At 72.0% G+C, this 21,700-nt stretch carries 18 protein-coding genes; 4 read left to right on the top strand and 14 right to left on the bottom strand.

All coding sequences use genetic code 11. The features are described 5' to 3' along the window. Positions 1-49: 49 nt before the first annotated feature. The 6 genes from ACWD5O_RS14265 to ACWD5O_RS14240 form a co-directional block, all read right to left on the bottom strand. Positions 50-1,738 (bottom strand): ribonuclease J, encoded by a 1,689-nt coding sequence (locus ACWD5O_RS14265; RefSeq protein ID WP_450085533.1) that lies wholly within the window; start codon positions 1,736-1,738, stop codon positions 50-52. A 52-nt stretch (positions 1,739-1,790) separates the two neighbouring features. Then, positions 1,791-2,717: a 4-hydroxy-tetrahydrodipicolinate synthase gene (gene dapA / locus ACWD5O_RS14260; RefSeq protein ID WP_449939393.1), complete on the bottom strand. Its 927-nt coding sequence runs from the start codon at positions 2,715-2,717 to the stop codon at positions 1,791-1,793. Positions 2,718-2,764: 47 nt separating this feature from the next. Beyond that, complete coding sequence (gene thyX, locus ACWD5O_RS14255; RefSeq protein WP_450085594.1) at positions 2,765-3,505, bottom strand: FAD-dependent thymidylate synthase; 741 nt, start codon at positions 3,503-3,505, stop codon at positions 2,765-2,767. 300 nt (positions 3,506-3,805) lie between these two features. Next, on the bottom strand, positions 3,806-4,348 hold the full coding sequence (locus ACWD5O_RS14250) for a DUF2752 domain-containing protein (RefSeq protein WP_450085593.1): 543 nt from the start codon (positions 4,346-4,348) through the stop codon (positions 3,806-3,808). Positions 4,349-4,439: 91 nt separating this feature from the next. Then, entirely contained in the window at positions 4,440-5,669 is a 1,230-nt protein-coding gene (locus tag ACWD5O_RS14245) for a winged helix-turn-helix domain-containing protein (protein WP_450085532.1), read from the bottom strand. A 520-nt stretch (positions 5,670-6,189) separates the two neighbouring features. After that, a complete protein-coding gene (locus ACWD5O_RS14240; RefSeq protein ID WP_450085531.1) occupies positions 6,190-7,461 on the bottom strand; it encodes a glycosyltransferase 87 family protein in 1,272 nt (423 codons plus the stop codon). A 35-nt stretch (positions 7,462-7,496) separates the two neighbouring features. Here ACWD5O_RS14240 and ACWD5O_RS14235 point away from each other — a divergent pair, with 35 nt between their 5' ends. The 3 genes from ACWD5O_RS14235 (at position 7,497) to ACWD5O_RS14225 (ending at position 9,601) form a co-directional block, all read left to right on the top strand. Then, positions 7,497-8,093, top strand: coding sequence for an N-acetyltransferase family protein (locus ACWD5O_RS14235; RefSeq protein ID WP_450085530.1), 597 nt, complete (start codon positions 7,497-7,499; stop codon positions 8,091-8,093). 80 nt (positions 8,094-8,173) lie between these two features. After that, entirely contained in the window at positions 8,174-9,142 is a 969-nt protein-coding gene (locus tag ACWD5O_RS14230; RefSeq protein ID WP_450085529.1) for a sigma-70 family RNA polymerase sigma factor, read from the top strand. 78 nt (positions 9,143-9,220) lie between these two features. Next, positions 9,221-9,601, top strand: a complete 381-nt coding sequence (locus ACWD5O_RS14225) for a VOC family protein (RefSeq protein ID WP_354963224.1) — start codon at positions 9,221-9,223, stop codon at positions 9,599-9,601. A 45-nt stretch (positions 9,602-9,646) separates the two neighbouring features. On the opposite strand, the gene ACWD5O_RS14220 is transcribed toward ACWD5O_RS14225, so the two are convergent. From ACWD5O_RS14220 to ACWD5O_RS14205, 4 genes are all read right to left on the bottom strand, one after another. Next, positions 9,647-10,534 (bottom strand): carbohydrate ABC transporter permease, encoded by an 888-nt coding sequence (locus tag ACWD5O_RS14220; protein WP_387325418.1) that lies wholly within the window; start codon positions 10,532-10,534, stop codon positions 9,647-9,649. Position 10,535: 1 nt separating this feature from the next. Next, positions 10,536-11,657, bottom strand: coding sequence for a carbohydrate ABC transporter permease (locus ACWD5O_RS14215; protein WP_450085528.1), 1,122 nt, complete (start codon positions 11,655-11,657; stop codon positions 10,536-10,538). 88 nt (positions 11,658-11,745) lie between these two features. Beyond that, a complete protein-coding gene (locus ACWD5O_RS14210; RefSeq protein ID WP_450085527.1) occupies positions 11,746-12,996 on the bottom strand; it encodes a sugar ABC transporter substrate-binding protein in 1,251 nt (416 codons plus the stop codon). Between the two features lie 25 nt (positions 12,997-13,021). Then, on the bottom strand, positions 13,022-14,011 hold the full coding sequence (locus ACWD5O_RS14205) for a LacI family DNA-binding transcriptional regulator (protein WP_450085526.1): 990 nt from the start codon (positions 14,009-14,011) through the stop codon (positions 13,022-13,024). A 145-nt stretch (positions 14,012-14,156) separates the two neighbouring features. Here ACWD5O_RS14205 and ACWD5O_RS14200 point away from each other — a divergent pair, with 145 nt between their 5' ends. After that, positions 14,157-16,259 (top strand): amylo-alpha-1,6-glucosidase, encoded by a 2,103-nt coding sequence (locus ACWD5O_RS14200; RefSeq protein ID WP_450085525.1) that lies wholly within the window; start codon positions 14,157-14,159, stop codon positions 16,257-16,259. 122 nt (positions 16,260-16,381) lie between these two features. On the opposite strand, the gene ACWD5O_RS14195 is transcribed toward ACWD5O_RS14200, so the two are convergent. The 4 genes from ACWD5O_RS14195 to ACWD5O_RS14180 form a co-directional block, all read right to left on the bottom strand. Continuing rightward, entirely contained in the window at positions 16,382-16,852 is a 471-nt protein-coding gene (locus ACWD5O_RS14195) for a GNAT family N-acetyltransferase (RefSeq protein ID WP_450085524.1), read from the bottom strand. Positions 16,853-16,922: 70 nt separating this feature from the next. Continuing rightward, positions 16,923-17,696: a 4-hydroxy-tetrahydrodipicolinate reductase gene (gene dapB / locus ACWD5O_RS14190; protein WP_387325428.1), complete on the bottom strand. Its 774-nt coding sequence runs from the start codon at positions 17,694-17,696 to the stop codon at positions 16,923-16,925. A 107-nt stretch (positions 17,697-17,803) separates the two neighbouring features. After that, complete coding sequence (locus ACWD5O_RS14185) at positions 17,804-19,201, bottom strand: M16 family metallopeptidase (RefSeq protein ID WP_387325431.1); 1,398 nt, start codon at positions 19,199-19,201, stop codon at positions 17,804-17,806. A 47-nt stretch (positions 19,202-19,248) separates the two neighbouring features. Then, positions 19,249-21,642: a polyribonucleotide nucleotidyltransferase gene (locus ACWD5O_RS14180; protein WP_387325434.1), complete on the bottom strand. Its 2,394-nt coding sequence runs from the start codon at positions 21,640-21,642 to the stop codon at positions 19,249-19,251. Positions 21,643-21,700: the final 58 nt, after the last annotated feature.

Here is a 21,700-nt window from a genome sequence, read left to right as displayed (position 1 = left end):
CGACGCCCGCCGGCACACGAGGTGCCGGCGGGCGTCGCGACGCGCGGTGTCAGACCTCGACGACGGTGGGCACGATCATCGGCCGACGACGGTACGCGTCGTTGACCCACCGTCCCACGGTCCGCCGGACGATCTGCTGGAGCTGGTGCGGGTCGGTGATGCCGTCCGCCGCGGCCCGGTTGAGGGCCTCGGTGACCAGCGGGATCACCGGGTTGAACGCCTCCGGGTCCTCGGAGAAGCCCTTCGCGGACAGGGTCGGGCCGGCGACGACCTTGCCGGTGACCGAGTCGACGACCACCGTGGTGGCGATGAAGCCGCCGTCGCCGAGGATCCGTCGCTCGGTGAGCAGGGATTCGCTGACGTCGCCGACCGCGAGGCCGTCGACGTAGACGTACCGGCTCTTCACGTGCCCGACCAGGCTGGCCCGGCCCTCGACCAGGTCGACCACGTCGCCGTCCTCGCAGAGCACCACCCGGTCGGCGGCCACCCCGGACTCGACGCCGAGGCGGGCGTGCGCACGCAGGTGGCGCCACTCGCCGTGCACCGGCATCAGGTTGCTGGGCCGGACCACGTTGAGCAGGTAGAGCAGTTCACCGGCCGGGGCGTGCCCGGAGACGTGCACCTTGGCCACGTCCTTGTGCACGACCACCGCGCCGGCCCGGGCCAGCCGGTTGATCACCCGGTAGACCGAGGTCTCGTTGCCCGGCACCAGCGAGGAGGCCAGCACGACGGTGTCGCCGGGGGCGATGGTGATGTGCCGATGGTCGCCGCTGGCCATCCGGCCCAGCGCGCTCATCGGCTCGCCCTGCGACCCGGTGGACATCAGCACGATCTGCTCGGGCGGCAGCGTGGTCGCCTCTTCGATCCCGATGACCAGGCCGGCCGGGATGTTGAGCAGGCCGAGGTCCCGGGCGATGCCCATGTTGCGGACCATCGACCGACCGATCAGCGCCACCTTGCGGCCGTGCTCCGCGGCGGAGTCGAAGACCTGCTGCACCCGGTGCACGTGCGAGGCGAACGAGGCCACGATGATCCGGCCCTTCGCCTTCGCGAAGATCGAGTCGAGCACCGGCCCGATCTCCCGCTCCGGGGTGACGAAGCCGGGGATCTCCGCGTTGGTGGAGTCGGACAGCAGCAGGTCGACGCCCTCGGCGCCGAGCCGGGCGAAGCCAGCCAGGTCGGTGATCCGGCCGTCCAGCGGGAGCTGGTCCATCTTGAAGTCGCCGGTGTGCAGCACCAGGCCGGCCGGGGTACGGATGGCGACGGCCAGGGCATCCGGGATCGAGTGGTTGACCGCGAAGAACTCGCACTCGAACGGGCCGAGCCGTTCCTTGCCGCCCTCCCGCACGGTCAGCGTGTACGGCTGGATCCGCCGCTCGGCCAGCTTCGCCTCGACCAGGGCGAGGGTGAACTGTGAGCCGACCAGCGGAATGTCCGGCTTGTGGGCGAGCAGGTAGGGCACCGCGCCGATGTGGTCCTCGTGGCCGTGGGTCAGCACGATCGCCTGGACGTCGGCCAGCCGGTCCAGGATCGGGCCGAAGTCGGGCAGGATCAGGTCCACACCCGGCTGCTCGACGTCGGGGAAGAGCACCCCGCAGTCGACGATCAGCAACTTGCCGTTGTATTCGAAGACGGTCATGTTCCGACCGATGGCACCGAGCCCGCCGAGCGGGATGATCCGCAGGCCACCTTCCGGCAGCGGCGGGGGCAGTTCCGCCTCGATGTGCGCCTCGGTCACGCGTTCACCTCATTCTGCGACGCCGTCACTCGGCGCCCATCGTGTCGTTCGATCATTCGGGTAGCTCCAGGCCCGCTGCCGCGAAGTCCGCGCGCAGCTGGGCGATCTCGTCGTCGGTGGCGTCCACCAGCGGGGGTCGCACCGGGCCGGCGGGCAGGCCCAGCGACGCCAGGCCCGCCTTGACCAGGATGGTCCCCTGGGTGCGGAAGATGCCCGTGAACAGCGGCAGCAGCCGTCGGTGCAGGGTCAGCGCGGTCGGCATGTCCCCCGCGTCGTACGCCTCGATCATCTGTGCGGTCAGCGCCCCGGTGAAGTGCGTGGAAGTGCCGACCACACCAACGCTGCCGACGGCCAGCGCCGGCAGGGTGAGCGCGTCCTCGCCGCTGTAGAAGGCGAGGGCCGTGCGGCTGGTCACCCAGCTGGTGGCGGTCAGGTCACCCTTGGCGTCCTTCACCGCGACGATCCGGCCGTGCTCGGCGAGCCGGACGAGCGTCTCGGTCTCGATGGGCACGCCGGCGCGGTGCGGGATGTCGTACAGCATCACGGGCAGGCCGGTCGCGTCGGCCACCGCCGTGAAGTGCCGCAGCAGCCCGCTCTGCGGCGGCTTGTTGTAGTACGGGGTGACCACCAGCAGGCCGTGCGCACCCGCCTTCTCGGCGGCGGCGGCCAGCTCGATGGTGTGCCGGGTGTCGTTGGTGCCGACGCCGGCGACCACCTTGGCCCGGTCACCGACGGCCTCCGCCACGGCCCGGATCAGGCGCTCCTTCTCCGCGTCGGTGGTGGTGGGCGACTCACCGGTGGTGCCGTTGACCACCAGCGCGTCGTTGCCCTGCTCGTCGACCAGGTGGCTCGCCAGCCGGGCGGCGCCGTCGAGGTCGAGCGAACCGTCGGGGGTGAACGGGCTCACCATGGCCGTGAGCAGCCGCCCGAAGGGGCGGGACACCGGTCGGGCAGCGGCGGCAGGGCGGTCGTGCGTCATACCCTCCAACCTAGCGGACGACCAGCCGGGGCCTGCCGGGGAAGGCCTCAGGACGCCTCGTGCGGGCTGGCCGCCACCTCGGTGCCGTCCGGCAGGGTGGAGATCTCGAAGTCGGCGAACACGTTCGGCGCGACCCCCTGCAGCTGGCGCAGGCACTCCACGGCCAGCTCACGGATCTCGACGTCAGCCTGCTCGGTGGCCCGCATCGCGATGAAGTGCCGCCACGCCCGGTAGTTGCCGGTGACCACGATCCGGGTTTCGGTGGCGTTGGGCAGCACCGCGCGGGCCGCCTGCCGGGCCTGCTTGCGGCGCAGCGTCGGGTTCGGCTCGTCGGAGAACCGCTGCTCCAGCCCCTCCAGCAGCTCGTTGTACGCCCGCACGCTCGCTTCGGCGGCCTCCACGAAGCGCTTGTGCAGCTCCGGGTCGTCGGCGATCACCGTCGGCTCGACCATGGCCGCGTCCCGCTCCGGGACGTACCGCTGGGAGAGCTGCGAGTACGAGAAGTGCCGGTGCCGGATCAGCTCATGCGTGAAGGAGCGGGACACGCCGGTGAAGTAGAAGGTGACCGAGCCGTGCTCCAGCACCGAGAGGTGCCCGACCTCCAGGATGTGCGCGAGGTAGCCGGCGTTGGTGGCGGTCGCCGGGTTCGGCTTCTTCCACGACTGGTAGCAGGCCCGGCCGGCGAACTCGGCGAGCGCCTGGCCACCCTCCGCGTCCGTCGACCACGGCACGTCGTCCGGGGCCGCGAACTGGGTCCACGCGATCAACTTGACCTGGGGCTGCACCATCTCCGGCATGCCTGGGACTGTAGTGGTCCCCGGCCGCTCACCCAACTCGGGCTCGCGGTGGCGAATGCGCCTGGCGGCAGCCAAATCGCCGACACTTCGCGGTCATCGTGGCCGCACGGGTGTCCAACGTCTCGACAAGCTGGCTCACGCCTGCCAGTCCCGGGCACCTCTCCGGTTGCCTGTAGAGCTGCCCCGGATCTGGGGCAGCTCTACAGGGGCACGACACGGTCCTACCTCGCCCTGGCGAAGCCGCACGGGCTTTCAGCCGCGCTACCGGCGGACAGGAGCCTGGCGGACGGGTCAGACGTAGAGCGAGGTGAACGGCGCCCAGGGCAGGTTGCGCAACACCGAGAAGGCGAGCCACGCCGCCAGGAAGCCACCGATGACCTTGGAGCTGATCCGCAGCTCGGGCAGCCGCCAGCCGAACGCCTGGTTGCCCGCCCAGGCCACGAAGAGGTACGCCAGGAACGGCAGCGCGAAGACGAACAGGAAGTGGTGCCGGGCGGCGGCCGGCAGGTCGCCGTGCAGCACGTACCAGAGCGCGCGGGTGCCGCCGCAGCCCGGACAGTCGAGCCCCGTGGTCAGCTTGAGCAGGCAGGTCGGCGCGGCGTCCGGGGCGGCGTGGGTCGGGTCGCTGAGCAGCGCGTAGCCCATGCCGGCGGCGACGCAGCCGACCGCGGCCAGCGGCACCGCCCAGCGCGGCGAGCGCTCGTAGAGCCGCAGGACGAACCGGGTGAGCCGGTCCGGCTCGGGGACCGGGTAGCCACCCGGCGGGCTCGTCGGCCAGCCGGCCGGACCGGTGCCGGCGGCACCGGCGGACGGGTCGGCGGTGACCGTCGGGATCGACGCGAACGGCTGGGCGTCCGGCCACGGGTCGACCGCACCGGGCGCGGGCTGTGGCTGGTCGGCCGGTCCGGGAGCGCTCGTCACGCGCTCACGGTACACCGGACACGCCGGCCAACGCGGCGGTGAGCGGACCGGCCAGGTCGCCGGCCGCGGGCGGCGCCACCGCGTCCAACCCGAGCCAGCCGGCGAGCCGGTACAGCTCGGCGGCGAGCGCCACCGCGGTCTCCCCCGGGTCGGCGCCGGGCTCGACCCACGCCGCCGGCACCAGCAGCACCCCCGCCCTGCGGTCGGCCTTCAGGTCGACCCGCGCGGTGAACCGGTCGCCCTGGAGGAAGGGCAGCACGTAGTAGCCGTACACCCGCTGCGGCGCCGGGACGTAGATCTCGATCCGGTAGGTGAAGTCGAAGAGCCGCTCGGTGCGGCCACGCTCCCAGACGAGCGGGTCGAACGGGCTGACCAGCGTGTTGCCCCGAACCCAGCGCGGCAGCCGGGCGCTCGCGTGCAGCCAGGCCGGCTGCCGCCAGCCCGGCACGGTCACCGGCACCAGCTCACCCGCCTCGGCCAGCTCCGCGACGGCCTGGCGGGCACCGGCCAGCGGCAGCCGGAAGTAGTCGCGCAGCTCCGGCTCGGCGGCCACCCCGAGCGACTGGGCGGCGAGGGCCACCAGGGTGCGGTACGCCTCGGCGTCGGTCGGGGTCGGCGCGGCCAGCACTGCGGCCGGCAGCACCCGCTCGGGCAGGTCGTAGCGGCGGGCGAAGGAGGTGCTGCGCTCCGCGGCGGCCACCTCGCCGGCCCAGAACAGATATTCCAGGGCGCGCTTCACCGCCGACCAGTTCCACCCCCAGTTGCCGGTCTCGCGGGGCGCGTCGTGCTCGATCTCGGCGGCGGTCAGCGGACCACGGGCGGCCACCTCGTCGCGCACCCAGGCGACCAGCTCCGGCTGCTCCTGGGCGATCCGCCGCATGCCACCCCAGGACTCGCTGTGTGCCCGGGCCATCCGCCAGCGCAGCATCGGGTGCAGCCCGACCGGGACCAGCGACGCCTCGTGGCCCCAGTATTCGAACAGCTCCCGTGGGCGGCGGTAGGCGGCCTGGTCGAGCAGCGTGGTCGGATAGGGCCCGAGGCGGCTGTAGAGCGGCAGGTAGTGCGCGCGTTGCAGCACGTTGACCGAATCCATCTGGATCAGCCCGACCCGGTCGAGCACCCGGCGCAGATGCCGACGGGCGGGCACCCCGGTCGGCGCCGGGTCGGCGAAGCCCTGGGCGGCGAGCGCCACCCGCCGGGCCTGGGCGAGCGAGAGTGATTCCGGTGCGGCCATCGTCGGCGACCTTAAATCATCGGTACGACGCCGGTGCGGGAAGCTGGACTCCGACCGTCACCGGGGCATAGAACGGTGCAATGCTGACCATCCGCCGGGAGGAGCCGGACGACGCCGAAGCGGTCGCCCGGGTGCACGTGCACGGCTGGCAGGCGGGCTACGCCGGCTTCATGCCGGACGAGGTGCTCGGACGGCTCAACGTGGTGGCCTGGGCGCAGCGCCGCCGCGACATCGGCACGGCCGACCCCGAGCATCCGTTCACCACCCTGCTCGGTGAGGTGGACGGGCTGGTCGTCGGCTTCGCCACCTTCGGGCCGTACCGCCGCAACCAGGACCGCGACGACCTGGACCCGGCGGTCGGGGAGGTGCTGGCCCTCTACGTGGAGCCGGCATGCTGGGGCGACGGCACCGCCGCCCCGCTGCCCGGGCCGGGCTCGTCGAGCGGGGCTGGACCGGCTACCGGCTGTGGGTGCTGGCGGACAACCGGCGGGCCCGCCGGTTCTACGAGCGGGCCGGGTTGTCACCGGACGGTGAGCGGTCGACCTACCAGGTGCCCCTCGCCGGTGGGTGCCCGCCGGTCGGGCTGGTCGAGCTGCGGTACGCCGGCCGCCTCGACGACTGATCCGCCCGGGGTCAGCCACCGGCGGATCGGCAGGAAGGCCAGCAGCGCCAGGCTGATCCAGACGTAGGCGTTGCTGCCCAGGAATCCGTCGACCCCCGTGAAGTCCTTCTCCCAGAACCAGACGGTCCGGCTGATCAGCAACGCGTACCCGATGGTCGCGGCGACCAGCAGGACCCACCGCCGGCGGCCGGCCGGCGCCGCCATCGCGTTGTCGACCAGCAGGATCAGCGCGGGCAGCAACCAGACCAGGTGATGCACCCAGGTGACCGGGCTGACCAGACACATCACCGCGCCGGTCAGCGCCAGACCGGTGGCCTCGTCCGTCGCGACGGCCGTCCGGGACCGCCACGCCCACAGCGCCAGGGTGCCGAGCACCACCAGCAGCCAGAGCAGGGTGCTCGGGTGCTCCGGGTCGAGCCGGGCGACCACCCCGCGCAGCGACTGGTTGGACACGAACGCCAACTCGCCCACCCGACCGGTGTTCCACAGCGCCTCGGTCCAGAACTCCCGGGAGGCGTCCGGGAAGAGCGCACCGGCCAGCAGCGACACCCCGGCGGCGGTCCCGCTGGCGGTCAGCGCCGCCCGCCAGCGCCCCGTGACCAGCAGGTAGACGATGAAGATGCCCGGGGTCAGCTTGATCGCGGTCGCCAACCCGATGCCGACCCCCGCCCACCGGTTGCCGGCGGGCAGCAGCCGCAGCAGGTCCACCGCCACCAGGAAGAGCAGCAGGGTGTTGACCTGGCCGAAGTTGACCGTCTCCCGCATCGGCTCGAACGCGGCGGCCAGGCACAGCGCCACGGCGAGCGCGAACCACCGGGTCCAGCCGGCGCGGCGGGCGATCGGGTCGACCAGCCACCAGATCAGCACCGTGGTGGTGACCACGCTGGCGAGCACGCTCACCACGATCGCGGCCGTCCACGGCAGGTACGCCATCGGCAGCATGACGAGCGCGGCGAACGGCGGGTACGTGAAGCCGTACTGGGTGCCGGGCTTGAGGTAGTCGTAGATCTCCCCGCCGTCGTGCACCCACCACGTCAACGCGCCGTAGTAGACCTTCAGGTCGAAGAAACCGTGTCGGACGGCCGCGACGGCGAGGAACGCGGTGACCGCCGCGGCGAGCACCACCACCCCGACGACCTGCGCGGTCGTCCTGTTGGCACCCTGCGCCACCGTCGCCTCCCTCGCCCTGCGTAGGCTTCCGTCCCATGGCTCTCGGGTACGTCCGCCCGGCGCGTCCCGAGGACGCCGGCGAGATCGCACGCATCCAGCTCGCAACCTGGCGGGTCGCATACCGCCGGATCCTGCCTCGGCACGTGCTCGACAACCTGGACGAAGCGTTCCTCGCCCGGCAGTGGAGCGCCGCGGTGCAGGAGCCGCCCTCGGGCGCGCACCGGGTGCTGGTCGCCGTCGAACAGGCCGAGCAATCGTATCTGGTGGGGTTCGCCGCTTCCGGCCCGGCCGACGCCGAGGCGCTGGCCCCGGGCGAGCCGGCCGAGGCGCTCGGCCCGGACGTGGCCGCGGTGACCGACCTGCTGGTCGAACCGCGCTGGGGTCGGCGTGGGCACGGCAGCCGGCTGCTCGCCGCCGCGGTCGACCTGTGGCGGGAGGACGGGCTGAGCCGGGCGGTGGCCTGGGCGTTCGAGGGTGACGAGGCGACCCGCAAGTTCCTCACCAGCACCGGCTGGGAGCCCGACGGCGCGGCCCGCGCGCTGGACGTCGACGACATGCTGGTGCCCCAGGTGCGCCTGCACGTGGCCGTCCCGGCCGAGAAGGTTCCAGCCGACGAGCAGCCCGGCGCCTGACACGCGATCCAGCCGGCTCGCGCGGCGCGTCCGGGCCGTTACGGCGGCCGATGTCACACGGGTCGCCTAACGTCGGCCCCATGAGCGCAGCGACCGTGCCGGCGCCGACCGCGGACGGCCGGCTTGAGGAGTTCCGGGTCGAGCTGACCGGCTACTGCTACCGGATGCTCGGCTCGCTGTACGACGCCGAGGACGCGGTGCAGGAGACGCTGCTGCGGGCCTGGCGCGGGTGGGACGGCTTCGACGGCCGGTCCAGCCCGCGCACCTGGCTCTACCGGATCGCCACCAACGTCTGCCTGGACCTGCTGCGCGGTCGCCGGCGCCGGGCCCTGCCGATGGACCTCGGCGATCCGTCGTCGCCGGTGGCGACGGCGCTGGGCGGTCCCGAGACCGGCTGGGTGGAGCCCGCCCCGGACGCGGCGGTGCTGCCGGCGGCGGCCGATCCGGCCGAGCTGACGGTGGTTCGGGAGTCGGTCCGGTTGGCGTTCGTGGCCGCGCTCCAGCACCTGCCGGCCCGGCAGCGCGCGGTGCTGATCCTGCGGGACGTGCTGCGTTGGCGGGCCGAGGAGGTCGCCGGTCTGCTCGACACCACCGTGCCCGCGGTCAACAGCGCGCTGCAACGAGCCCGGGCCACGCTGGCCGACCGGGTCGGTGACGCTCCGGGCCGGCCGCTGGATCGGGAGCACCGCGACCTGCTCGACCGCTACGTGCAGGTCTTCGAGCGCTACGACGTCGACGCCCTGGTGGGCTTGCTACGCGCCGACGCCGTCCAGAGCATGCCGCCGTACCGGATGTGGCTGCGCGGCGCGGGCGACATCGGTCGTTGGCTGGTCGGGCCGGGGGCGGGCTGCCGGGGCTCCCGGCTCATCCGGGTGACGGCCAACGGCGGCCCCGCCCTGGCCCAGTACCGGCCCGACCCGGCGGGTGGGCACCGACCGTTCTCGATCCAGCTGCTGGAGGTCGCCGGTGGCCGGATCACCCGCCTCACCCACTACCTCGATCCGGGGCTCTTTCCGCGCTTCGGCCTGCCCGCCCGTCTCGACCCCTGACCGTCCGGGCCGGCCGGGCGATGAGTTCCGGCCGGCGACATCGTCCACCCCTCGTACGCCGACAATGAGGAGACCACCGTGTTCACAGACACCAAGGCGTTCAGCGGGTTCTCGGTGGACGACACCGGGCGCGCCGAACGGTTCTACGGCGAGACGCTCGGCCTGCGGGTCACCCGGGACGACGCGATGGGCGGGTTGCTGACCCTGCACATCGCCGGGGACCGGCCCGTCCTGGTCTATCCGAAGAACGACCACACCCCGGCGACCTACACGGTGCTCAACTTCCCGGTCGACGACATCGACCGTGCGGTCGACGGGCTGATCGCGCGGGGGGTCCACTTCGCCCGCTACGACGGGATGCCGCAGGACGAGAAGGGGGTCATGCGCGGGCAGGGGCCGGCCATCGCCTGGTTCACCGATCCGGCCGGCAACATCCTGTCCGTCCTCCAGCAGAGCTGACCGGTGGGGCGGCTCCGCACGTCGGGGCCGCCCCACGGGGGCAGGTCAGCCCTTGTCCGAGCCGTCGTTGGCATCCCGGACGAAGTACCGCTGGAACACCACGAAGATGATCGCGACGGGGATGGTGGCCAGCAGCGCCGCGCCCAGCTTGAGCGGATACTGGGTGCCGCTGCCGAGTGAGCCGCTGACCAGGTCGGCCAGCCCACGCGGCAGGGTGAACAGGTCCGGGTCCTGCACCGACACGAGGCTGTGCGGGAACTCGTTCCAGGAGCCCTGGAACGACAAAATGGTCAGGGTGATCAGCGCCGGTTTCGCCATCGGCAGCACCACCGACCAGAAGGTGCGGAAGATGCTCGCCCCGTCGATCCGGGCGGCCTCCTCCACGCTCAACGGGATCGACTCGAAGAACTGCTTCATGATGAACACGCCCGCCGCGTCGGCCAGCAGCGGCACCACCAGACCCGCGTAGCTGTTGTAGATGCCGAGCTGGTTGAGCACCAGGAACTTCGGGATCAGCAGCACCACTCCGGGCACCGCCATCACCGCGATGACGGCGGCGAACAGCCCGCCGCGTCCCCGGAACCGCAGCCGGGCCAGCGCGTACCCCGCGAGCGAGTCGAAGAACACCCGACCGAGGGTGACGAGCACCGTCACCAGCAGTGAGTTGCCCAGCCAGAGCGGGAAGTTGGTGCCGCCGAAGATCCGCTCGAAGCCGGCCAGCGTGAGCGGGTCCGGGAACGGGGAGAGCGGGTTGGCCGCCGCGTCGGGCTCGGTCTTGAGTGAACTGCTGATCTGGATGACGAACGGGTAGAGGAACACCAGCCCGAAGAAGATCAGCGTCGCGTACCCCAGGAAGCGGGTGGCCAGGGTGCGGGCCGCGCGCTGGTCGCGCCGCGCGGGCGCCACCGGCGGGCGGTCGGTGAGCACGGCCATCTCAGGACCTCCCCGGTACGCGCCGACGCCGCCAGCCGCGTCGCGGCCGGTCGGTGTCCCGCTCGGCGAGCACTCGGCGCTGAATCAGCGTGAGCACGATGATGATCAGGAACAGCACGAACGAGATCGCCGCGCCCGAGCCGTAGTCGAAGTCCCGGAAGGCGGTCCGGTACGACAGGTAGGCCGGGGTGAGCGTGGTCTTGGCCGGGCCGCCCTGGCTCATCACGTACACCTGGTCGAAGACCTGCCAGGAGCCGATCAGGCCGAGGGTGAGCACCAGGAACGTGGTCGGCCTGATCAGCGGCAGGGTGACGTGCCGGAACCGCTGCCACCGGGACGCGCCGTCGAGGGTGCTCGCCTCGTCCAGCGTGACCGGCACGTTCTGCAGGCCGGCCAGGAACATCAGCATGAAGGTGCCGGAGGTGGTCCAGATGACAAGAGTGATGATCGACATCATCGCCACGCTGGGACCGGCCAGCCAGTCCCACCAGCTCAGCCCGAACGGGCCGCCGTCGGCCAGCGCCGCCGGGGGCGAGTCGACGCCGACCGCTTTGAACAGCAGGTGCAGCACGCCCCGCGAGTCGGCGAACCACTCCGGTCCGTCGATGCCGAGGACGCTGAGCAGCGCGTTGACCGCGCCCGAGTTGGCGAACAGGAACAGGAACACCACGCTGATCGCGACCGAGCTGGTGACCGAGGGGAAGTAGAAGGCGCTGCGGAAGAAGCTCTTGCCCTTGAGCATCCGGTTGTTGACGACCAGCGCCAGCCCGAGCGCGAGCACGGTCTGCGCCGGCACCACGATCGCCACGTAGTAGATGTTGTTGCGGATGCTGGTCATGAAGTCGCGGCGGGCCAGCCCGTCCTCGGTGAACAACTGGGTGTAGTTGTGCCCGCCGACGAACGGCACGTCGCCGGTGAACGGGCTGCCCTGGCCGTTCCAGTCGGTCAGGCTGACCCAGAGCGCCATCAGGATCGGCAGCAGCAGGAACAGCCCCAGGATGACGATCACCGGCGCGACGAAGAGCCAGCCGGCGACGGTCTCGTTGCTGCGGATGCCGCCTCGGCGTCGGCGGGGGCTCTCGCCGGACGCGGTCGCCACGGCGCTCAATGTTTCGGTTGCCATCTCCCCTCCCTCCCTGTCTCGGGCCGACGGTGTAAGGAAGGGCCCCTTGTTATCGCCTGGTGCATAAAAAGGGGCCCTTCCTAACACCTCAGCTGGCGCCGAGCGCCGCCTTGGCGTTCTTGTCGAAGTTCTGCAGCACGGTCTTCGGGTCACCGTTGACCAGGCCCTGCAGACCGGTGTCGAGGTCGCCGAGGACGCTGTCCATCTTCGGGGCGTTCACCGGGCCCTGGGCGTACGCGGCGCCGTCGATGAACGGCTTGTCCGCCGGGAAGGCGCTGGTGTACTGGTCGCGCACCGACTGCCGGGACGGCATCACGCCGAACGCCTTGGCGAAGGCCATCTGCTGCTCGCCACTGGTCATCGCCTCGACGAACTTGATCGCCTGGTCCTTGTACTTGCTCTTGGCCGCGATGCCCCAGCACTGGGTGAAAGAGAGCGTGCCCTGGCCCTTCGCGCCGGCCGGCAGCGGAACGACCTTGTACTTGACGTTCGGGAAGTCGTTCTGGAGTGCGCCCTTGATCCAGTTGCCCTCGATGGTCATCACGGCCTTGCCCTTGCCGAACGCCTCACCGGACCAGCCGGCGTCAAGCTGCTTCGGGTACTTGGCGAGGCCCGTGGTCAGCATGGTCTTGACGTACTGGAGGGCGGCCAGGTTCTCCGGGGTGTCGGCGGTGGCCTGCTTGCCGTCCTTGCTCATCAGCCACCCGCCGTTCTGCACCATGAAGGCGCCGATCCGGTCGCGGGTGTCACCCAGGGCCAGCGGGACCTGCCCCTTGGCCTTGATCTTCTGGGCGGTCGCGGTGAGCTGGTCCCAGGTGGTCGGCACGTCGGCGTCGGTCAGCCCGGCCTTGGTCCACAGGTCCGTGTTGATCTGCAGGGCCAGGGTGGAGAAGTCCTTGGGCGCGCAGTAGAGCTTGCCGTCGTAGGTGAAGGCGGTGCGCAGGCTCTCGTAGAAGTCGCTCGTGTTGCTCACCTTGTCGCCGTACGGCTCCAGGGCCCCGACGCTGGCGTAGTCGGCGAACCGCGCCGCGTCGACGTAGAAGACGTCCGGTGGGGTGCCACCGGCGAGGGCCTGACCGAGCTGCTGGGTGAGGTCCTGCGCCGGGGTGACCGTGGCGGTGTTGCCGGAGCTGCCGGCCCACTTCGCCGCGGCGTCCTGGACGGCCTTGGTCTCAGCCTCGCCCGAGGAGCCGATCAGGATCTGCAGGCTGGCCGGGCCGCTGGACTGGGTGGCGTCGCCGGAGGAGTCGTCGAAGCCACTGCCGCAGGCCGCGGAGCCGAGGAGGGCGACGGCGGCAAAGCCGGCCACCGCCGCCCGGGTGAGGGTTCGAGGTGCCATGGGTTTCTCCTGGTGGGGGAAGGGACTACGCGGTGTGCCGAAGCGCCAGCGCGGGCTGGAGCAGCACGTGGGTGGGGGTCTCGTGGTTACCGTCGAGGACCCCGGTGAGCAGGTCCACGCAGCGGGCGGCGGCCTCGCCGAGCGGTTGGCTGACGCTGGCCAGCCCGACCGCGGCGGCCACCGGGGTGTCGTCGAAGCCGATCACCGACACGGGCGGGTCGACGCCGCGGATCGCCTGGACGGCGCCGAGGGCGAGCGAGTCGCTGGCACAGACCACGGCGGTCGGTGCCACGGTGACGAGCAGGTCGCGCATCAGCCGCTCCCCCTCGGCGATGCCGTCCTCGGTCTCCCGGTGCAGCCCGGTCGGGTCGATGCCGGCGGCGCGCAGCGCGTCGCGCCAACCGGCCCGGCGGTCGTCGCCGACGCCGGAGCCGAGCGGCCAACCGATGAACGCGATCCGCCGGTGCCCGGACGCCAGCAGGTGCCGGGTGGCCTGGGCCGTGCCGGCCGCGCCGTCGACGTCGACCCAGGGGTGGGCGTCGAGCGCGTCCCACGGCCGGCCGAAGGTCACGAACGGCACGTCCCGGCCGGCGAGCCAGGCGGTACGCGGGTCGCCGTACTTCGTGCCGACGAGCACGAACGCGTCCAGCTCGTACGTGCCCAGCAGGTCGTCGTAGGTGGCGATCTCCCGCTCGTCGTCGGTGGCGGTGTAGAGCAGCACCCGGTAGCCGGCGGCGTCGGCGGTCTCGGTGAGGCCGTGCAGGAAGCGGTCGAGCACCGATCCGTTGATGCCGTCGCGGGTCGGCTCGATCCGTGCGGCGATCAGCCGGGACCGGCCGGTACGCATCTGCCGGGCGGCCTGGTTGGCTCGGTAGCCGAGCGCGCTGATGGCGTCCTGGACCCGTAGCCGGGTCTCCTCCCGCACGATGTGCGGGGCGTTGAGCACGTTGGACACCGTCTGGCGGCTCACTCGGGCGTGCCGGGCCACCGTCGCGATGGTCACCTTTTCGGCCACTTAATCCCTCTCGCCATCTTGAACGATCCAATCTGGATAAGGCAGGATTAGATCGTTCAAGTTTCTGGAATGTTTCGCACTTTGCACCGCCAGGGGCGCGTTGTCAAGACGTCCGTCCCGCACCCTGAGGATCTGGAGCCACACCGTGATCGAACGCCAGCTGCAACCCCTCCTGCACGAGTTGGTGGGGGTGGTCCTCGCCCCGACCAGCGCACTGGGGGACGCGACCGGGCAGATCCGCCCGACCGGCGTCCAGGGCGTCTTCCACGCCGACGCCAGGGTGCTCTCCCGGGTCGAGCTACGGGTCGACGACCGGGAGCTGGAAGGGCTGACCCGCGGCGACGACGGCCCGCACGGCGCCCGCTTCGTGAGCCTGGCGCGCTGGCTCGGCGACGCCGTGCCCGACCCCACCGTCCGGGTCGACCGGCTCCGCCGGGCCACCCGCGACGGCCTCACCGAGGAGCTGCGGGTCGTCTCCACGGCCACCGTGCCGGTACGCGCCACCGTCAGCGTCGACCTCGCCTGCGACCTGGCACCCATCGAGGTGGTCAAGTCCGGCGGCGCCGCGCCGCCGCTGGAAGCCAAGACCGGCCAGCCCGGCGTGCTCACCTGGGCGGCGGAGGGCATCACCGTCACCGTCACCGGCGCGGGCGCCGACGTCCTCGCCACCGGCGAACGGATCACGGCCCCCCGGCTGGCCTGGCCGGTCGAGCTGCCCCCCGGCGGCGAGACGGTGCTGCGCTGGCACCTGACCGTCGAGGACCCGCGCGCCGTGGTCATCGGCCCGGCCGGCGAGCCGGACTGGTCCCGGCCCCAGGTGACCGCCGACGACCGGCGGCTGGTCCGGCTGCTCGACCGCAGCCTCGACGACCTGCGCGGGCTGCGACTGGCCGAGACCGGCGCACCCCGCGACGTCTTCCTCGGCGCCGGGGTGCCCTGGTTCCTCACCCTGTTCGGCCGGGACAGCCTCTGGGCCGCCCGGATGATGCTGCCGCTCGGCACCGACCTGGCCGCCGGCACCCTGCGGGTGCTCGCCCGGCGACAGGGCACCCGCGTCGATCCGGCCACCGGCGAGGCCCCCGGCAAGATCCTGCACGAGCTGCGCCGGCACGAGTTCGCGCTGCCCGACGACGGGCTCCGCCTGCCACCGGTCTACTACGGCACCGTCGACGCCACCATGCTCTGGGTCAACCTGCTGCACGACGCCTGGCGCTGGGGTCTCCCGGTCGAGCAGATCGAACCGCTGCTGCCGCACCTGGAGGCGGCGCTGCGCTGGCTCTGCGAGCACGCCGACCCGGACGGCGACGGTCTGGTCGAGTACATCGACACCACCGGGCACGGGCTGTCCAACCAGGGCTGGAAGGACTCCGGCGACGCCGTCCGGTTCCACGACGGCTCGCTGGCCACCGCGCCGATCGTGCTGGCCGAGGTGCAGGGGTACGCGCACGAGGCCGCGGTGAACGGCGCCGCACTGCTCGACGCCTTCGGCCGCCCGGGTGGGGACCGCTGGCGTGAGCACGCCGCCGCGCTCGCCCGCCGGTTCCGGGACAGCTTCTGGGTCGACGGCCGGTACGGCCCACAACCCGCGCTGGCCCTGGACCGGGACAAGCGGCCGGTCGACTCACTGACCAGCAACATCGGTCACCTGCTCGGCACCGGCCTGCTCACCGGCGACGAGGAGGACCAGGTCGCCCGCCTGCTCACCACCGACACGCTGGCCGGTGGCTTCGGGCTGCGGACCATGTCCACCGACGACGCCGGATTCAGCCCGCTGTCGTACCACTGCGGTTCGATCTGGACCCACGACACCGCGATCGTGCTCGCCGGGCTGGCCCGCGCCGGGCACCGGGACGCCGCGCTCGGCCTGGCCGAAGGGTTGCTCGCCGCGGCCGAGGCGTTCGACTACCGGCTGCCCGAGCTGTACGGCGGCGACGACCGGTCACTGGTGAACCGCCCGGTGCCGTACCCGGCGGCGTGCCGGCCGCAGGCCTGGGCCGCAGCCAGCGCGGTGCTGCTGCTCCAGGCCGCCACCGGGCTCTACCCCGACGTGCCGGGCGGCACGGTCCGGCTGGCGCCGCTGGCCGGAGCCGAGCTCGGCGCGCTCACGGTCAGCGGCTTCCGCCTGGCCGGCACCCCAGTGGACATCACCGTCGACCGAACCGGCCACCCCACCATCACCGGCCTACCCACCCCCCTGACCCCAACCCTCCCCACCCAACGCCGCCCCACCACCTCAACCCCCCTCTAACCCACCCCGCAGCACCCCGTCCCGACCCGCTGATCATGAAGTTGTTGTCACCCGCCGCGGCGTGTCGTGGCAATAACTTCATGATCAACGGGGGTGGGGTTGGGTGGGGTGGGGTGGGGGCGTTACCGGCTTTGTTCGGCGATTAGTTCGTCGTCGTCCATGGCGCCGGTGGTGTGGAAGCCCAGGGCCGTGTAGAGGGATGCCGCCTGGGTGTTGTCGGGGTGGTACGAGAGGCGAACCCTAGGGTTGCCGTCCTTGGCGGCCAGCCAGGCGGCCAGGGTCCGCACGGTGGCTCGACCGACACCCCGGTTCTGCTCGGCGGCGTCGATCAGCATCCCGCCGATCCAGTGCGAGCCGTCATCGTCCACGCCCCACATGACATGGCCGACGACGGCCTCGTCGGCGTAGACCGCGAGCGAGTTCCACACCTCGGATCGGATGCTGACCAGCAGGTAGCGGGCGCCCAGCGCGGCGACGAACCGGCGCTGGTCGTCGCGCGGGGCGACGTCGGCCACGGCACGCCAGTTGTCGTCGTCCACCGGGCGCAGGGTGACCCGGCGTCCGACCTGGTCCAGATGTCCACCATTGATCATGGCGGCAGCCTAGGACCGGCCCGACTCCCCCGCGATCCGGTTTCCGCCCACCCTCGACACCGCGGCGCGGTCAGTCGAGCAGGGCGTCCAGGCCGACGGTGAGACCGGGGCGGTTGCGCACCGCGCGCACGGCCAGCAGCACACCCGGCATGAACGAGGCCCGGTCGTACGAGTCGTGCCGAATGGTCAGCGTCTCGCCGGTGGTGCCGAACAGCACCTCCTGGTGGGCGACGAGCCCGGTGGCGCGCACGGCGTGTACGCGTACCCCGTCGATCTCGGCGCCCCGCGCGCCCGGCACCTCGTCCTTGGTGGCGTCCGGGACCGGGCCGAGCCCAGCCTCGGCGCGGGCCCGGGCGATCTGCCGCGCCGTGTGCGTGGCCGTGCCGCTCGGGGCGTCCAACTTGCGCGGGTGGTGCTGCTCGATGATCTCGACGGACTCGAAGTGCCGGGCGGCCCGCGCGGCGAACTGCATCATCAGCACCGCGCCGATGCCGAAGTTCGGCGCGATCACCACGCCCACCCCCGGCTTGCGGGCAAGCCAGCCGCGCACCCGGTCCAGCCGCTGCTCGGTGAAGCCCGTGGTGCCGACCACCGCGTTGATGCCCTGGTCGATGCACCAGTGCAGGTTGTCCATGACGACGTCCGGCGTGGTGAAGTCGACGACCACCTCGGCGCCGGCGTCGGACGCGGCGAAGAGGCCGTCACCCTGGTCGACCATCGCCACGAGCTCAAGGTCGTCGGCGGCGTCGACCGCCTTGCACACCTCGATGCCCATCCGGCCCCGGGCACCCAGGACACCGACCCGCACCGGGTCGGCCGGAGTTCTCTCCTGCTCGTCAGTCACGGGGCACAACCTATCCCAATCGGGACGCTGGCTCCCGGCCGGACCGGATCCACGCCACTGTCCGGGAGGTCACCCGGCCCGACTGCCCCACCGCGGCGGCAGCGCCCTCAGCCGACGAAGTCGGAGGCGCCGAACGGGCCGACCACGGCCAGCGACATCGGCCGGCCGAGCAGCTCCGCGGCGAGGGCGTTCACGTCCGCCACGGTGACCTCGTCGACCCGCCGGAGCAGCTCGTCCACCGGCATCAGGTCGCCGTAGAGCAGCTCCCCCTTGGCCAGCCGGCTCATCCGGGAACCGGTGTCCTCCAGGCCGAGCACGAACGAGCCCTTGCTCATCCCCTTGCCCCGGGCCACCTCGGCCTCGGTCAGCCCCTCGGCGGCCACCCGGGCCAGCTCGGCGCGGGTCAGGGCCAGCACCTCGTCCACCTTGCCCGGCGCGCAGCCGGCGTAGACGGCGAACAGGCCGCTGTCGGCGTACTGGCTGGCGTACGAGTAGACCGAGTACGCCAGGCCGCGCTGCTCGCGGATCTCCTGAAACAGCCGGCTGGACATGCCGCCGCCGAGCACGTTGTTGAGCACCCCGAGGGCGAAGCGCCGATCGTCGATGCGATCGATGCCGGGGCAGCCGAGGATGATGTGCGCCTGCTCGGTCTCCTTCGGCTCCACCAGAGTGGTGGCGGGCCGGGTCCGTACCGCCGGGGTGGCCTTGCGGTACGGCGCCGGGGTCGCCGGGTCGCTGTCCAGCGGGGTGCCGCGCACCGCCTGGCGGACCAGCTTGACCACCGCGGCGTGGTCGAGGTTGCCGGCGGCGGCGATGACGATCTGCGGCGCGGTGTAACGGCGCCGGTAGAAGCTCTGGATCTGCCGCCGGGTCATCGGCGTGACGGTCTCCTCGGTGCCGGAGATCAGTCGGCCCAGCGGGTGGTCGCCGTAGACGGCGCGGGCGAAGAGGTCGTGCACCTCGTCACCGGGCTCGTCGTCGTGCATGGCGATCTCTTCGAGGATCACGCCGCGCTCGGTCTCCACGTCGGCCGGCTCCAGCAGCGAGTCGGCGACCAGGTCGCACATCACGTCGATCGCCAGCGGCAGGTCCTCGTCCAGCACGCGGGCGTAGTAGCAGGTGTATTCCTTCGTGGTGAAGGCGTTGGTCTCGCCACCCACCGCCTCGATCTGCGAGGAGATCTCCAGGGCGGTGCGCTTGTGGGTGCCCTTGAAGAGCAGGTGCTCGAGAAAGTGTGCGGCACCGGCCTGTGGGCCGGTCTCGTCCCGCGAGCCGACCGCCACCCAGATGCCGAACGAGACGCTGCGCATCGCCGGAATCGCCTCGGTGAGCACGCGCAGGCCGCCGGGCAGCACGGTACGACGTACCGTGCCGCCCAGCGGGTCGTCGCTGAGCGTCCGGGTCACCGCCCGGGCGGTGCCGCCGGAGCGGCCCGCCCCGGTGTCCCGGGACGCGGCCACCCCCCGTCGATCCGGTGGAAACGGCGCACTGAAGGCCCGACTCACGTACTGCTCCCGGTTCGACGAGGGGTGGGTGATGCGATGTACGACGATCAGCTGTGCCGGGTCCGGCGGCGCGGACGCTCGCCGCCCTCACCACCCTCGCCGCCGCCGTTGCCGCCCTCGCCACGGTCGCCGCGCTCCGGGCCACGGCCGCCCTTGTCGCCGCCACGCTCGCGGTCGCCCCGGTCACGCGGCCCACGGTCGCCACGGTCGCGGCTGGCCGGCCGGTCGCCACCGGCGGCCTCACCAGCGGCCGGCGCCTCGGCGCCCTCCGGGCGGACCTTGTCCAGGTAGATCTTGCCGCGGGCGTCGATGTCCGCGATCTCGACCTCGACCCGGTCGCCGACGTTGAGGAAGTCCTCAACGCGCTCGACCCGCTTGCCGTCGCCCACCTTGGAGATGTGCAGCAGGCCGTCACGACCCGGCAGCAGCGAGATGAACGCACCGAACGCGGCGGTCTTGACCACCGTGCCGAGGAACCGCTCGCCCTGCTTGGGCAGGGTCGGGTTGGCGATCCCGTTGATCCGGTCGACGGCCGCCTGGGCCGACGGGCCGTTGGTGGCGCCGACGTAGATCGTGCCGTCGTCCTCGATGGAGATCTCGGCGCCGGTCTCGTCCTGGATCGCGTTGATGGTCTGCCCCTTCGGGCCGATCACCATGCCGATCTTGTCCACCGGGATCTTGACGGTGGTGACCCGCGGCGCGTAGTCCGACATCTCGGCCGGAGCCTCGATCGCCGCCTTCATGACACCGAGGATGACCTGCCGGGCCTCGTTCGCCTGCTGCAGCGCGGCGGCCAGCACGTCCGACGGGATGCCGTTGAGCTTGGTGTCGAGCTGGAGCGCGGTGACGAACTCCGGCGTGCCGGCGACCTTGAAGTCCATGTCACCGAACGCGTCCTCGGCACCGAGGATGTCGGTCAGCGTCACGTACTGGGTCTTGCCGTCCACCTCGTCGGAGATGAGCCCCATCGCGATGCCGGCGACCGGCGCCTTCAGCGGCACACCGGCGCTGAGCAGGCCCAGCGTCGAGGCGCAGACCGAACCCATCGAGGTGGAGCCGTTGGAGCCGAGCGCCTCGGAGACCTGCCGGATGGCGTACGGGAACTCCTCGCGCGCCGGCAGCACCGGGATCAGCGCCCGCTCGGCGAGCGCGCCGTGGCCGATCTCGCGCCGCTTCGGCGAGCCGACCCGGCCGGTCTCACCGGTCGAGTACGGCGGGAAGTTGTAGTTGTGCATGTAGCGCTTGCGGTTCTCGGGGGACAGCGTGTCCACCATCTGCTCCATGCGGAGCATGTTGAGCGTGGTGACGCCCAGGATCTGGGTCTCGCCCCGCTCGAACAGCGCCGAACCGTGCACCCGGGGCAGCACGCCGACCTCGGCGGTCAGCGGGCGGATGTCCCGCGGGCCACGCCCGTCCATGCGGACCTGCTCACGCAGCACCCGGTTGCGCACCTCGGACTTGGTCAGCGAGCGGAAGGCGGCGCTGAGCTCCTTCTCCCGACCCTCGAACCGACCACCCAGCTCCTCGGCGACCCGGGCCTTGACCCGGTCCAGGGCCTCCTCGCGGTCGGCCTTGCCGGCGATGGTGATCGCCTCGGCCACCTCGGTGCGGGCCAGCCCGGCGACCGCGTCGTACACGTCGTCCTGGTAGTCCAGGAAGACGGGGAACTCGGTGACCGGCTTGGCGGCGACCTCGGCCAGCTCGCTCTGCGCGCGGCACAGCTCACGGATCGCCGGCTTCGCGGCCTCCAGGCCGCTGGCCACGATCTCCTCGGTCGGGGCGGTGGCGCCGGCCGAGATCAGGGCGACGGCGTTCGGCGTGGCCTCCGCCTCGACCATCATGATCGCGACGTCGCCGTCCTCGAGCGTGCGGCCGGCCACGACCATGTCGAAGGTGGCGCGTGCCAGCTCCTCCAGGGTCGGGAAGGCGACCCACTGGCCGTCGATGTGCGCGACCCGGGTGGCACCGATGGGGCCGGAGAACGGCAGGCCGGAGAGCTTGGTCGACATCGAGGCGGCGTTGATCGCCACGACGTCGTACGGGTGCTGCGGGTCGAGCGCGAGGATGGTCTCGACGACCTGGACCTCGTTGCGCAGGCCCTTGACGAACGACGGGCGCAGCGGCCGGTCGATCAGCCGGCAGGTGAGGATGGCGTCCTCGCTGGGCCGGCCCTCACGGCGGAAGAACGAGCCGGGGATCCGGCCCGCGGCGTACATCCGCTCCTCGACGTCGACGGTCAGCGGGAAGAAGTCGAACTGCTCCTTCGGGTGCTTACCGGCGGTGGTGGCGGAGAGAACGACCGTCTCGCCCAGCTGGGCGACGACGGAACCGGCGGCCTGGCGAGCCAGCCGACCGGTGGAGAAGGTGATCTCACGGGTGCCGAAGGACCCGTTGTCGATCACGGCGGTGCGGGATTCGGTGCCGAGGTTGGTCTCGGTCATGTGCTGTAGTGCTCCTTCGCGTCGTGGGCCCCACGACACGGGGAACTGCTCAGCCGGC

This window comes from Micromonospora sp. NPDC005161, from assembly GCF_053599855.1.
Note: the sequence above shows the minus strand (reverse complement) of the source record. Positions and strands in the feature narration are given on the sequence as shown.

Bases quoted from the DNA above. Each gene is read 5' to 3' on its own strand.
- dapA (WP_449939393.1), bottom strand. From the start codon at position 2,717: ATGACGCACGACCGCCCTGCCGCCGCTGCCCGACCGGTGTCCCGCCCC.
- thyX (WP_450085594.1), bottom strand. From the start codon at position 3,505: ATGGTGCAGCCCCAGGTCAAGTTGATCGCGTGGACCCAGTTCGCGGCC.
- ACWD5O_RS14245 (WP_450085532.1), bottom strand. From the start codon at position 5,669: ATGGCCGCACCGGAATCACTCTCGCTCGCCCAGGCCCGGCGGGTGGCG.
- ACWD5O_RS14235 (WP_450085530.1), top strand. From the start codon at position 7,497: ATGGCTCTCGGGTACGTCCGCCCGGCGCGTCCCGAGGACGCCGGCGAG.
- ACWD5O_RS14230 (WP_450085529.1), top strand. From the start codon at position 8,174: ATGAGCGCAGCGACCGTGCCGGCGCCGACCGCGGACGGCCGGCTTGAG.
- ACWD5O_RS14220 (WP_387325418.1), bottom strand. From the start codon at position 10,534: ATGGCCGTGCTCACCGACCGCCCGCCGGTGGCGCCCGCGCGGCGCGAC.
- ACWD5O_RS14215 (WP_450085528.1), bottom strand. From the start codon at position 11,657: ATGGCAACCGAAACATTGAGCGCCGTGGCGACCGCGTCCGGCGAGAGC.
- ACWD5O_RS14210 (WP_450085527.1), bottom strand. From the start codon at position 12,996: ATGGCACCTCGAACCCTCACCCGGGCGGCGGTGGCCGGCTTTGCCGCC.
- ACWD5O_RS14195 (WP_450085524.1), bottom strand. From the start codon at position 16,852: ATGATCAATGGTGGACATCTGGACCAGGTCGGACGCCGGGTCACCCTG.
- ACWD5O_RS14180 (WP_387325434.1), bottom strand. From the start codon at position 21,642: ATGACCGAGACCAACCTCGGCACCGAATCCCGCACCGCCGTGATCGAC.